The following is a 12,252-nucleotide window of genomic DNA, read 5'->3' on the forward strand; positions in this document are numbered from 1 at the left end:
CCTGTGACTGACGCTTCCTCGTCGGACGAATCCGCCCGCGCCGACGGCTTCGCGCTCTTCCCCGACAAGTCCGTCATCGCCATGCGTGTGAACGGAGAACCGCGAGACCTCGCGACGACCGTCGGCGACGGCGACGACATCGAACCCATCACCATCGACAGCCCCGAGGGTCTGTCGATCCTCCGCCACTCGACCGCACATGTGCTCGCCCAGGCCGTGCAGCGCATCTCGCCGCAGGCGAACCTCGGGATCGGGCCGCCGATCACCGACGGGTTCTACTACGACTTCGGCGTGGATCAGCCGTTCACCCCGGAGGATCTGAAGGCCATCGACAAGGAGATGCAGCGCATCATTCGCGAGGGTCAGCGGTTCGTCCGGCGCGTCGTCACCGACGAAGAGGCGCGCGCCGAACTCGCCTCCGAGCCGTTCAAGCTCGAGCTCATCGGGCTCAAAGGCGGGGCAGACAAGACCGAAGGGGCCTCCGTCGAGGTGGGAGCAGGCGAGCTGACCATCTACGACAACGTCGACCGCGACGGTGAGACGGTGTGGAAGGACCTCTGCCGCGGTCCGCACGTGCCGAACACCCGGACGATCGGGAACGGCTGGGCGCTGCAGCGTGTCGCCGGGGCGTACTGGCGGGGGAGCGAGAAGAACCCGCAGCTGCAGCGCATCTACGGCACCGCATGGGCATCCAAGGACGACCTCCGCGCCTATCAGCACCGCCTCGAGGAGGCGGCCAAGCGCGATCATCGCAAGCTCGGCCGCGACCTGGACCTGTTCTCGTTCCCCGAGGAGATCGGGTCGGGACTGTCGGTGTGGCATCCTCGCGGCGGCATCGTGCGCGGCGAGATGGAGCAGCACGCCCGCCGGCGACACATCGAAGGCGGCTACACCTACGTCTACACCCCGCACATCTCCAAGCAGGACCTGTTCCTGCAGTCCAACCACCTGGTGACCTACCGGGAGGGGATGTTCCCCCCGATCACCCTGGACGAGGAGCGCGACGCCGAGGGGGCCGTCACCAAGGCGGGGCAGGACTACTACCTCAAGCCCATGAACTGCCCCATGCACATCCTGATCTTCAAGGAGCGTGCGCGCAGCTACCGCGACCTGCCGATGCGCCTGGCGGAGAACGGGACCGTGTACCGCAACGAGCTCTCCGGGGCGCTCCACGGCCTGACCCGGGTGCGCGGGTTCACCCAGGACGATTCCCACCTCTTCGTCACCCCCGAGCAGCTGGAGGGGGAGGCGACGCGCGTGCTGGAGTTCGTGATCTCGATGCTGCGCGATTTCGGTCTCGACGATTTCGAGCTCGAGCTGTCGATGCGCGACGACGAGAAGGAGAAGTGGATCGGTTCCGACGAGTTCTGGGAGTACTCGACCGATGCGCTCCGCAACGTCGCCGTCGCCAGCGGCCTGAAGCTCACCGAGGTTCCCGGTGAAGCGGCGTTCTACGGTCCGAAGATCGACCTGAAGACCCGCGACGCGATCGGCCGCACCTGGCAGCTGTCGACGGTCCAGGTCGATCCGAACCTGCCCGAGCGCTTCGAACTGGAGTACACCGACCGTGACGGTCAGAAAAAGCGCCCGATCATGATCCACCGGGCGTTGTTCGGGTCGATCGAGCGGTTCTTCGCGATCCTGCTCGAGCACTACGCCGGAGCGTTCCCGGTCTGGCTGTCGCCCGTGCAGGTGGTGGGCGTGCCGGTCGCGGAGGAGTACGCCGACTATCTCGACCAGATCGTGGCGCGCCTGCGGTCCGAGGGTGTTCGCGCCGAGGTCGACCACAGCGACGACCGGATGCAGAAGAAGATCCGCACCCACACCACGCAGAAGGTGCCGCTCATCCTCATCGCCGGCGAGCAGGACCGGTCGGCGGGGACGGTGTCGTTCCGATTCCGAGACGGCAGCCAGGAGAACGGCATCGCCGTGGATGACGCGGTCCGGCGCATCCGCGCGGCGATCGACGGCCACCTGCTCGTGAACACCGCCGAGGATTTCCGTGTCTGACTCCGTCCGCGGCGGCGACGACCTCGTCGCCGCCGCGGACCTCGCCGGCGTGCCCGATGAGTTCCAGCGGCTGTGGACGCCGCATCGGATGGCGTACATCCAGGCCGGTCCCGAGCCGCTGCGGGAGGAGTGCCCCTTCGACGAGGCGCCGCGGAAGTCCGACGAAGACGGCCTCATCGTCACCCGCGGGAAGACGGCGTACGTCCTGCTGAACCTCTTCCCCTACAACTCCGGGCATCTTCTCGTCTGCCCCTACCGTCACATCGCCACGTACGACGAGGCGACGGCCGAGGAGGTGGCCGAGATCGGCGCTCTGACGCAGACGGCGATGCGCGTCCTCCGGCGGGTCTCGCGGTGCGACGGCTTCAACATCGGGATGAACCAGGGAGCGGTGGCCGGTGCGGGTGTCGCCGCGCACCTTCACCAGCACATCGTGCCGCGCTGGGCGACCGACGCGAACTTCTTTCCGATCATCGCCAAGACCAAGGCTCTTCCGCAGCTGCTCGGCGAGGTGCGTGTCGCCATCGCCGACGCCTGGCCCGCCTGATACCGCGTGCCGAGGGTGTGGACAACCCCGGGCGTCGCAGCGTGGCGCCCGTTACGGTGGCGGGCATGCCTTCACGCTCGACCGTCGCAGCCGCCTCCCTCGTGATCGTCGCCCTGGGTCTGGCCGGCTGCTCCTTCTCGCTTCCCGTCGAGGTGGAGAGCTCGTCGAGCCCCACGGCCTCCTCGTCGGCTCCCACCCCGTCGGCGAGCGACGATGCGGACGGCGACGATCCGATGGCCGACGCCCTCGCCGAGCGCGACCAGTTCCTCGCCGACCAGCAGCTTCCCCTCGATGGCACGCCGCTCGTGGCGGTCACGCCGGCGCAGCAGGAGTTCATCGCCCAGCAGCGGGCGTTCATCGAGTCGCAGGGCGGAACGTGGGACGCCCAGACCGAGAGCATCTCGCTCGCGCTCGCCGCCGACGCGTGCGAGACGGCGATCCTCAATGATCACGAGGTCGACGCACCGCTGCTGCAGGCCCACGTCGCCTCGTCGCCGGTCTTCGCGCAGCTGATCCCTGACGACTTCACCGCCGATCAGCGCCTCGCCGCCGAGCGCAACGTCGCGAGCGTCATGGTCTTCGGCTCTGGTTTCCTCTGCCCCGAGGACGGACCCCAGTGGGAGGCGGCCTTCACCGAGGTCTACGGCTGAACGCGCGGTCGCTCCGGCCTCAGCGCACCTGCGCGACGGGGAACTGCATCCGCGGGTGCGCGTAGTATTCCTGCGCCCCGACGAGCTGGAGTTCCCGTTCGCCGGATTCGAGGGTCAGCGCGAGAAGGTCGAAGACGCTCGAGACGGTGCGCGCCAGCGCCTCGGCCGCGCTGCGGGTGCGCAGATAGTGCGCGGTGAAGAGCGCGGCGGTGACGTCACCCGAGCCGTTCGCCTTCATCGGCAGCTGGGGAGTCTGCACGATCCACGCTCCGGCGTCGTCGACCGCCAGCATCTCGAGGGTGCCCTCCTCGCGCTCGGGGCGCTCCACGCTCGTCACGAGCACGGTCCGCGGGCCCATCGCGCGCGCGGCGTCGACGGAGTCCAGCGTCGACTGCAGCGACAGCGGCTCGGTGTCGGTGAGGAAGCCGAGCTCGAACTGGTTCGGGGTGATGATGTCGGCCACCGGGACGACCCGTTCGCGCAGCAGCGTGGGAATCGCGGGGGCTACGAAGCATCCGGATCTGGCGTTCCCCATGACCGGGTCGCACGCGTAGAGCGCGTCGGGATTCGCGGCCTTCACGCGGCGCACGGCGTCGACGATGACGTCGCCGATCCCCTCGCTGCCCTGATAGCCCGAGAGGACGGCGTCGATCTGCCCGAACACCCCCCGTTCCTCGACGCCGGTGAGCACCTCGGCGACGTCGGTCGGAGCGATGAGGGGCCCGCGCCACGCGCCGTACCCCGTGTGGTTGGAGAAGTTCACGGTGTAGACCGGCAGCACCTCGACGCCGATCCGCTGCAGCGGGAAGACCGCCGCGGAGTTGCCGACGTGGCCGTGCGCGACGGCGGACTGGATCGAGAGGATCTTCACGGGAGCATCATCCTTCGGTGAGGGCCGCGGCACGCGCGGCGGCGGAGAGGTCGCGGGCCAGTGCCCGGGCGTCGACGTCGTCGAGGTCGTGGACGGTGAGACGGAGATGGGTGCTGGGCTCATCGGTGCGCAGCGAGAATTCGTCTCCGGTGCGCGCGAGCCAGCCGCGGCGCATCAGCTGCTCCGACACCGCCCGTGCGGGCGCGCCGGTGTCGACCCAGAGGTTCAGCCCGTCGCGTGGGGTGGCGTCGAGACCGGCGTCGCGCAAGAGCTCGGCGACACGCGCGTTGCGGGCGGCGTAGTGGGCGGCCGCACGATCGATCGTCCCGCGGGCACCCGGGTCGGTCAGCTGCGCAAGCGCCAGGCGCTGCAGCAGATGGCTCACCCAGGTCGTTCCCGGGCTGAGCCGCGTGGCAAGGCGCTCCGCGGTGTCGGGGTCGGTCGCGGCCAGGGCGAGACACATGTCGGGTCCCAGGAACTTCGACACCGATCGCACCAGTGCCCACCGGCGGTGTCCGGAGGGGATCAGCGACAGGTAGGGGCGGCGAGAGAGCAGGGAGTAGTGGTCGTCCTCGACGATGAGGACGTAGGGATGCTGCGCCAGCACGTCTCGCAGAGCCTCGGCGCGTTCGGCGGTCATCCCCGCCCCGGTCGGGTTCTGCGCGCGGGGCGTGCAGACGATCGCGCGGGCGCCGGCGTCGAGCGCGGCGGAAAGGCCGGCCACCGTCATCCCCTCGTCGTCGACGGGGACGGCGATCGGCCGATATCCGCCGACCTGCACCGTGTGAAGGGCGGAGAGGAAGCAGGGGTCTTCCAGGGCGACCGCGTCGTCTCGGGTCAGGGCCTGGGCGAGGAGTCGTTCGAGCGCGTCCACCGCGCCGTTGGTGACGGTGATACGCATCTCGTCGGCGAGCACATCGGGCTCGAACCACGCTGCGGCCCACGCGGCCAGCTCGGCGTCGACGACCGGTTCGCCATACAGCACGGGCCGGGAGGCGATCCGGCCCAGGGCGGGAGCGAGATCGGGGATGAGGGTCGGATCGGGGTTTCCGGTACCGACGTCGCGGAGGACCGTGTCGGGGGCGAAGCCCTCCTGCGGGACCGGCGCGCGGTCGGCCACGCGTGTGCCGCCCCGGCCGCGGGAGACGACGAGCGCCGCCTGCGAGAGCTGCCGATAGGCGGCCACGACGGTATTGCGATTCACCCCGAGGGCCGCAGCGAGATCGCGGACCGGGGGAAGCGTGTCGCCGGGGGAGAGGATGCCCTCCTCGATCGACGAACGGATGCTGCGGGCGATCTCCGCCGCGGTGGTGCCATGGATCGCCTGCTGCATGTCGATCGCCGTCATCGTGACCAGCCTACGCCGTAGGTCATGATATTTTCTGGCCTAGGTCAAAAATCGAACCTCGTCTTGAAAGGACCGATGATGAGCACACCGACGACCGGATCCGACCGGGTCAAGCGCGGCCTCGCCGAGATGCTGAAGGGTGGCGTCATCATGGACGTCGTCACCGCCGAGCAGGCGCGCATCGCCGAGGACGCCGGCGCCGTGGCCGTCATGGCACTCGAGCGCGTGCCCGCCGACATCCGTGCGCAGGGTGGCGTGTCGCGCATGAGCGACCCCGACATGATCGACGGCATCATCGAGGCTGTGTCGATCCCGGTCATGGCCAAGGCGCGCATCGGGCACTTCGTGGAGGCCCAGGTGCTCCAGGAGCTCGGCGTCGACTACATCGACGAATCCGAAGTGCTCTCGCCCGCCGACTACGTCAACCACATCGACAAGTGGAAGTTCACCGTGCCGTTCGTGTGCGGCGCGACGAACCTGGGTGAGGCGCTGCGGCGCATCACCGAGGGCGCCGCGATGATCCGCTCCAAGGGTGAGGCGGGCACGGGCGACGTGTCGGAGGCGATGAAGCACATCCGCAGGATCCGCGGCGAGATCGCCGCGCTGACCTCGCTGCCGAAGGACGAGCTCTACGTCAAGGCCAAGGAGCTGCAGGCTCCGTACGAGCTGGTGGCCGAGATCGCCGAGACCGGGAGCCTTCCGGTCGTTCTCTTCGTCGCGGGCGGCGTCGCGACACCGGCCGACGCCGCGATGATGATGCAGCTCGGTGCCGACGGCGTCTTCGTCGGCTCGGGCATCTTCAAGTCGGGCAACCCCGCCGAGCGCGCCGCGGCCATCGTCAAGGCGACCACGTTCTTCGACGACCCGAAGGTGATCGCCGAGGTCTCGCGCGGACTCGGGGAGGCCATGGTCGGCATCAACGTCTCCGACCTGCCTGCTCCTCACCGCCTCGCCGAGCGTGGCTGGTAGGCCGCGCGTCGGCATCCTCTCCCTCCAGGGGGACGTGCGCGAGCACGCTCGTGTGCTGTCGGAACTCGGCGCTGAGGTCGACCTCGTCCGTCGACCCGAGGAACTGGCGGCCGTCGACGGGCTGGTGCTGCCCGGCGGCGAGTCGACCACGATCGACAAGCTGTCGCGGGCGTTCGGGATGCAGGAGCCGATCCGCCGCGCGATCGCGGGCGGGATGCCGGTCTTCGGCACGTGCGCGGGGCTCATCCTGCTCGCCGACCGTCTGGAGGACGGGATCGCCGGGCAGCAGACCTTCGGGGGACTCGACGTGACGGTCAAGCGGAACGCCTTCGGCGGCCAGGTGGAGTCGTTCGAGACGAAGCTGGTGGTCGACGGCTTCTCCGGGCCATCCGTTCACGCCGCCTTCATCCGGGCCCCGCTCGTCACCGACGTCGGACCTGCCGCGCGGGCGCTTGCGTCGCTCGCGGGCGGGGGCGTGGTCGCCGTCGAGCAGGGCGCTCTGTTGGGGATCGCGTTCCACCCCGAGGTCTCGGGGGAGACCCGGTTCCACCGACGCTTCCTCGACCACGTGGCGTCGCACGCCTGAGCCCCGCCCAGCCGGCCTCCCCACCCTCCCCACCCTCCGCGAGAATCCATCGCGCCGTTGCACTCTCGCGGCGCGAGGCGGGCGGTGGGAGCGGGGCGGTGCGGTCAGACGACCGCGGGCGAGGTCAGGCGGGCGATCGCGGCGAGGGTCAGGTCGATGTCCTGGTCGGTGGTCACCCACGACGACATCGAACAGCGCAGTACCGCCCGCCCGCGCCAGTGCGCTCCCGTGAGGGCGGCCGTTCCCTCCTGGAGGACGGCGCGCCCGAGCGCCTGGGTGGCGTCGTCGTCATCCAGTCGGAACATCACCTGGGTGAAGTCCGGCGCGCAGACGACCGTCACGCCCGGGATGGCACGCAGGCCCCGTTCCAGCCTGCGCGCGTTCGCGTGCAGTCGATCGACGAGGGCTTCGACGCCGTCTCGGCCGAGAGACGCCAGGGCCGCCCACACCGGGACGCCGCGGGCCCGGCGTGACAGCTCCGGCGTGACGTCCCAGGGATCGAAGCCGGTGTACATCAGGTAGTCGCCGCCGGCCCGGAACATCGCGATCGAGTCGGCCGGATTCCGGACGATCGCCATACCGCAGTCGTACGGGACGTTCAGCGTCTTGTGCGCATCGGTCGTCCAGGAGTCGGCGGCGTCCACTCCCCAGGTGAGGGCGTGAAGCCGCGGTGACGCCGCGGCCCACAGGCCGAACGCGCCGTCGACGTGGACCCACGCCCCGTGCGCCTTCGCGATCGGGATGAGCTCGGCGAACGGGTCGAACGCCCCGGTGTGGACTTCGCCCGCCTGCAGACAGACGATCGTCGCCGCGTCCGCGGGAGCCTCGTCGAGCGCGCGGGCGAGGGCGACCGGTCGCATCCTGCCGTCGTCGTCGGAGTCGACGACGACCGTGTCGGCCTCGCCGAGCCCGAGGAATCGCGCCGCGCGATCGATCGAGCCGTGGCGATCGCGACCGACCACGAGCCGTATCGGCGGCGATCCGTTGAGTCCCTGACGGGTGAAGTCCCAGCCGCGGCGCCGCAGGAGCGCGTGCCGAGCGACCGAGAGGCAGACGAAGTTCGACACCTGCGCGCCGGTGACGAATCCCACCGACGCGCCGCGAGGAAGATCGAGGATCTCCAGCAACCAGTCACCTGCGACGCGTTCCAGCGCGACGGTGGCCGTGGTCATGGCGCTCGAGCCGGAGTTCTGATCCCAGGTCGAGACCAGCCAGTCGGCGGCGAGGGCGGCCGGCAGGGTGCCCCCGATGACGAACCCGAAGAAGCGGCCGCCCGGGATCGCGACGAGGCCCGGATCGGCACGGACGGCGAGATCCCGGATGATCTCGGGGGCGGGCCGGCCGGTGCGGGGGAGGGGGCCGCCGAAGGCTGCGGTCATCTCCTCGACGCTCGCCCGGGGCCAGACGGGGCGGTCGGGCAGAGACGCCAGGAACTCCCGCGCCGCCTCGTGGGCGGCGTCCAGCGCCGCGTCGCGCTCATCCATGGCGACAGTGTCCCGCCGCTCTCGCGAGAGTGCAACGGGGTGCCGAGGATGCGGGTGCGCCCCGTGCTCTCGGCGCGCAGATGCCCTCTCGCGGGGACGGGGAGGGGTCGCGAGGGGAGCGGGGAGAGGCGCGGCTAGAATCGATGGCATGTCCGGCCACTCCAAGTGGGCGACCACCAAGCACAAGAAGGCCGTCATCGACGCCCGCCGTGCGAAGTCGTTCGCCAAGCTCATCAAGAACATCGAGGTCGCCGCCAAGATCGGCGGGGCCGACCTCTCCGGCAACCCCACGCTGTACGACGCGGTGCAGAAGGCCAAGAAGACCTCTGTCCCGAACGACAACATCGACCGCGCCATCAAGCGCGGCGCGGGGATCGGCGGCGAAGCGGTCGAGTACACCTCGATCATGTACGAGGGCTACGGTCCGAACGGCGTCGCGCTCATGATCGAGTGTCTGACCGACAACCGCAACCGTGCCGCCGCCGAGGTGCGCACCGCCCTCTCGCGCAACGGCGGCAACCTGGCCGACCCCGGCAGCGTCGCCTACAACTTCACCCGCAAGGGAGTGATCGTCGTTCCCGGCGAGGGGACGAGCGAAGACGACGTCATGCTGGCCGTCCTCGATGCCGGCGCCGAAGAGGTCGAGCCGCACGGCCAGGGCTTCGCCGTCATCACCGAGGCCAGCGAATTGGTGTCTGTGCGCACGGCCCTCCAGGACGCGGGGATCGACTACGACTCCGCCGACGTCGAGTTCGTCCCCAACCTCAAGGTGGAGGTCGACGCCGACACGGCGAGGAAGGTCTTCCGGCTGATCGATGCGCTCGAAGACAGCGACGACGTGCAGAACGTCTTCAGCAACCTCGACCTGACCCCCGAGGTCCAGGCCGAGCTCGAAGCGGACGACTGAGCCCGGGGCGCGCCTCACCCCGGAGTGCGGTCCTCGCGCCTAGCGTGGCGGGGTGGCCTCTTCACGCGTTCCCTCCCTGCGGGTCCTGGGCGTCGACCCGGGTCTGACCCGCTGCGGGATCGGCGTGGTCGATGTCGCGGCCGATCGCAGCGCGCGTCTCGTCCACGTGGGCGTGATCCGCACCGAGGCGGGTGCGCCGATCGAGCACCGTCTTGCCGCGCTCGCGGCCGGATTGCGCGACATCGTGAGGGCGCACGATCCCGCGGTCGTCGCCGTCGAGCGCGTGTTCGCCCAGCACAATCGACAGACCGTGATGGGAACCGCGCAGGCCAGCGGCATCGCCCTGCTCGTGGCGGGAGAGGCGGGCCTGCCGGCGGCCACTCACACCCCGACCGAGGTCAAAGCCGCCATCACCGGCTACGGTGCGGCCGACAAGCGCCAGGTGCAGACCATGGTGGCGCGCGTGCTGCGCCTCGACAGCCTGCCCGAACCCGCCGACGCCGCGGACGCCCTTGCGATCGCGCTGTGCCACGCCTGGCGGCGCGGCGCTGCCGCGGCGGCATCCGGTTCCGGCGCGCTCACTCCCGCGCAGCAGCGGTGGGCCGACGCCGAGCGACTCGCGCGTCGCTGAACGCCGCGGGTGTGTCGCTAGAACATATGTCCGAACCGTCCTCTAAGCTGAGCTCATGATCTCCTCCCTCCACGGCACGGTGCTGCACGTCGAGGCCGACAGCGTCATCATCGAGGTGGGGGGCGTCGGGTTCTCCGTCGCGGTGACTCCACAGGTCTCACGCAGCGCCCCGGTGGGGGAGCGCCTCCTGCTCCACACCGCCCTCATCGTCCGGGAAGACGCGCTGTCGCTGTTCGGGTTCCCCACACGCGAAGAGCTGGCGGTCTTCTCGGTCCTCCTCGGAGTGACCGGCGTGGGTCCCAAGTCGGCGCTGGGAGTGCTGGCCACCCTCACGGTGCCGCAGATCGCTGACGCGGTGGCCGCCGACGACGACGCCCCCTTCCGGCGTGTGTCTGGGATCGGGCCGAAGACGGCGAAGCTCATCGTCGTCCAGCTGGCCGGCAAGCTCGCGCCCGCCCGTCCGGTCGGCGGAGTGGCTGCATCCACGCCGGCCCCCGATCTCAGCGCGCAGGTCGTCCAGGCGCTCGTGGGGCTCGGCTGGTCCGAGCGCACGGCGGCCGAGGCGGTGGCCACCGTCTCGGAGACCGCGACCGACGCCGACCGCTCCTCGGTCGGCGCGCTGCTGCGCCGCACCCTCGCCGGGCTCGGGCCGGCGCGGGAGTCGCTCCGTGGGTGAGGCTCTGGACCCCAACGAACCCGCCGACGAGTCCGAACTCGCGATCGAGGGAGCTCTTCGCCCGACCTCGCTCGCCGATTTCGTCGGGCAGCAGAAGGTGCGCGGTCAGCTTCAGCTGCTCCTGCAGGCCGCGCGCATCCAGCAGCGCCCGGCCGACCACATCCTGCTCTCGGGCCCTCCCGGGCTCGGCAAGACGACGCTGGCGATGATCGTCGCGCACGAGAGCGAGCGGATGCTGCGGATGTCCAGTGGCCCCGCGATCCAGCACGCCGGTGACCTGGCCGCTCTGCTGTCGAGCCTCGTCCCGGGCGAGGTGCTGTTCATCGACGAGATCCACCGCATGGCCCGCTCCGCCGAGGAGATGCTCTATCTCGCGATGGAGGATTTCCGCATCGACATCATGGTCGGGAAGGGCGCCGGAGCCACCAGCATCCCGCTCGATCTCGCACCCTTCACGCTCGTCGGCGCGACCACGCGGTCGGGGATGCTTCCCAATCCCCTCCGCGACCGATTCGGCTTCACCGCGCACCTGGAGTACTACGAGCCGGAGGAGCTGGAGCAGGTCATCCGGCGTTCGGCGGACAAGCTCGGTGTGGAGATCCCGGCGTCATCGCGATCCGAGATCGCCCGACGCTCGCGCGGAACCCCGCGGATCGCGAACCGGCTGCTGCGTCGGGTACGCGACTACCTCATCGTCCACCGGGGCGGCGGCCCAGCCGATGCCGAGGTGGTGAATGCGGCCCTGGAGCTCTACGACGTCGATCGGATCGGGCTGGACCGTCTCGATCGCGCCGTGCTCGATGCGCTCATCCGCCGATTCCACGGCGGTCCGGTGGGCCTTGGAACGCTCGCGGTCGCCGTCGGCGAGGAACCCGACACCATCGAATCCGTCGTCGAGCCCTACCTCGTCCGCATCGGATTCATGGGCAGAACACCCCGCGGCCGGGTCGCGACCCCCGACGCCTATGCGCACCTGGGAGCCCCTCATCGCGATGGGGCCCTCAGATTCGATGACCTATAATCGCTCAAGGCTTCTCGCCGCCTTCCCTCCCTGCACGGCAGCGCCGCCCAGGCGTGCCGAAACCGAAAGGTGCTTCTCACCTCATGGACTTCGCGACCTTCTTCGCCAACTACGGCCTGATCCTTCTGCTGGCCGCTCTGTTGGTCTTCATGTTCTGGAGCTCGCGCCGTCGCCTGCAGAAGCAAAAGGCCGAGCAGGAGGAGCGCGCCCGCCAGACCGTCCCCGGCGCCGAGGTTCTCCTCCAGGGGGGCCTCTACGGCACGATCGTCTCCTACGACCCTGACAACCTCGACCAGCCCGCGGTCGTGGAGATCGCTCCCGGTGTGAGCATCAAGGTGCACAGTCAGGCGATCCTCCGCGTGGTGAATCCCACCGACGTGCTGTCGGAGGAGGAGTTCATCGAGGCCGAGGTGAGCAAGGAGGAGTACCTCGAGGGCGTGGCCACGGGTGACATCACCTCGATCAGCGACGACCGACGCGCCGCTGCACCCGCCGAGCCCATCGACGACTCCGACACGGACAAGCGCACCAAGCCCGACGCCTGACCCGTCC

The 12,252-nt window shown here is 70.0% G+C and carries 13 protein-coding genes; 10 read left to right on the top strand and 3 right to left on the bottom strand.

Annotated elements, in window-relative coordinates; genetic code table 11:
• Nucleotides 1-81 precede the first annotated feature (81 nt).
• The 3 genes from thrS to V6S02_RS06135 all read left to right on the top strand — a co-directional run bounded on the left by thrS (nucleotide 82) and on the right by V6S02_RS06135 (nucleotide 3,207).
• Entirely contained in the window at nucleotides 82-2,010 is a 1,929-nt protein-coding gene (gene thrS / locus V6S02_RS06125; RefSeq protein ID WP_240638844.1) for a threonine--tRNA ligase, read from the top strand.
• On the top strand, nucleotides 2,003-2,557 hold the full coding sequence (locus tag V6S02_RS06130; protein ID WP_240638562.1) for an HIT family protein: 555 nt from the start codon (nucleotides 2,003-2,005) through the stop codon (nucleotides 2,555-2,557). The genes thrS and V6S02_RS06130 overlap by 8 nt, the downstream gene beginning before the upstream one ends.
• Nucleotides 2,558-2,622: 65 nt before the next feature.
• The gene (locus V6S02_RS06135; protein WP_124293179.1) at nucleotides 2,623-3,207 is read left to right on the top strand and encodes a hypothetical protein; all 585 of its coding nucleotides are present in this window, start codon (nucleotides 2,623-2,625) and stop codon (nucleotides 3,205-3,207) included.
• Between the two features lie 19 nt (nucleotides 3,208-3,226).
• On the opposite strand, the gene pdxY is transcribed toward V6S02_RS06135, so the two are convergent.
• Together pdxY and V6S02_RS06145 are read right to left on the bottom strand one after the other, a co-directional pair.
• Nucleotides 3,227-4,078 carry a pyridoxal kinase PdxY gene (gene pdxY / locus V6S02_RS06140; protein ID WP_124293180.1) on the bottom strand — a complete coding sequence of 284 codons (852 nt, stop codon included), beginning with the start codon at nucleotides 4,076-4,078 and terminating at the stop codon, nucleotides 3,227-3,229.
• Between the two features lie 7 nt (nucleotides 4,079-4,085).
• Entirely contained in the window at nucleotides 4,086-5,411 is a 1,326-nt protein-coding gene (locus V6S02_RS06145) for an aminotransferase class I/II-fold pyridoxal phosphate-dependent enzyme (RefSeq protein WP_336400790.1), read from the bottom strand.
• Between the two features lie 93 nt (nucleotides 5,412-5,504).
• Between V6S02_RS06145 and pdxS the strand changes: the two genes are divergently transcribed.
• Both pdxS and pdxT read left to right on the top strand, forming a co-directional pair.
• The gene (pdxS, locus tag V6S02_RS06150; protein ID WP_124293181.1) at nucleotides 5,505-6,395 is read left to right on the top strand and encodes a pyridoxal 5'-phosphate synthase lyase subunit PdxS; all 891 of its coding nucleotides are present in this window, start codon (nucleotides 5,505-5,507) and stop codon (nucleotides 6,393-6,395) included.
• The gene (pdxT, locus tag V6S02_RS06155; protein ID WP_336400219.1) at nucleotides 6,385-6,981 is read left to right on the top strand and encodes a pyridoxal 5'-phosphate synthase glutaminase subunit PdxT; all 597 of its coding nucleotides are present in this window, start codon (nucleotides 6,385-6,387) and stop codon (nucleotides 6,979-6,981) included. The genes pdxS and pdxT overlap by 11 nt, the downstream gene beginning before the upstream one ends.
• 104 nt (nucleotides 6,982-7,085) lie before the next feature.
• Here the strand turns inward: pdxT and V6S02_RS06160 are convergent, their stop codons facing one another.
• Nucleotides 7,086-8,465 carry a pyridoxal phosphate-dependent decarboxylase family protein gene (locus tag V6S02_RS06160; RefSeq protein ID WP_336400220.1) on the bottom strand — a complete coding sequence of 460 codons (1,380 nt, stop codon included), beginning with the start codon at nucleotides 8,463-8,465 and terminating at the stop codon, nucleotides 7,086-7,088.
• A 148-nt stretch (nucleotides 8,466-8,613) separates the two neighbouring features.
• Between V6S02_RS06160 and V6S02_RS06165 the strand changes: the two genes are divergently transcribed.
• From V6S02_RS06165 to V6S02_RS06185, 5 genes are all read left to right on the top strand, one after another.
• On the top strand, nucleotides 8,614-9,372 hold the full coding sequence (locus V6S02_RS06165; RefSeq protein WP_336400221.1) for a YebC/PmpR family DNA-binding transcriptional regulator: 759 nt from the start codon (nucleotides 8,614-8,616) through the stop codon (nucleotides 9,370-9,372).
• A 52-nt stretch (nucleotides 9,373-9,424) separates the two neighbouring features.
• Nucleotides 9,425-10,003, top strand: coding sequence for a crossover junction endodeoxyribonuclease RuvC (gene ruvC / locus V6S02_RS06170; RefSeq protein ID WP_336400222.1), 579 nt, complete (start codon nucleotides 9,425-9,427; stop codon nucleotides 10,001-10,003).
• A gap of 55 nt (nucleotides 10,004-10,058) precedes the next feature.
• Complete coding sequence (ruvA, locus tag V6S02_RS06175; RefSeq protein WP_336400223.1) at nucleotides 10,059-10,679, top strand: Holliday junction branch migration protein RuvA; 621 nt, start codon at nucleotides 10,059-10,061, stop codon at nucleotides 10,677-10,679.
• Nucleotides 10,672-11,700, top strand: a complete 1,029-nt coding sequence (ruvB, locus tag V6S02_RS06180) for a Holliday junction branch migration DNA helicase RuvB (protein ID WP_124293187.1) — start codon at nucleotides 10,672-10,674, stop codon at nucleotides 11,698-11,700. Before ruvA ends, ruvB begins: the two co-directional genes overlap by 8 nt.
• Before the next feature lie 83 nt (nucleotides 11,701-11,783).
• Nucleotides 11,784-12,245: a preprotein translocase subunit YajC gene (locus V6S02_RS06185; protein ID WP_124293188.1), complete on the top strand. Its 462-nt coding sequence runs from the start codon at nucleotides 11,784-11,786 to the stop codon at nucleotides 12,243-12,245.
• Nucleotides 12,246-12,252 lie beyond the last annotated feature (7 nt).

It is taken from the genome of Microbacterium sp. CCNWLW134, assembly GCF_037083565.1.
Classification (GTDB): domain Bacteria; phylum Actinomycetota; class Actinomycetes; order Actinomycetales; family Microbacteriaceae; genus Microbacterium.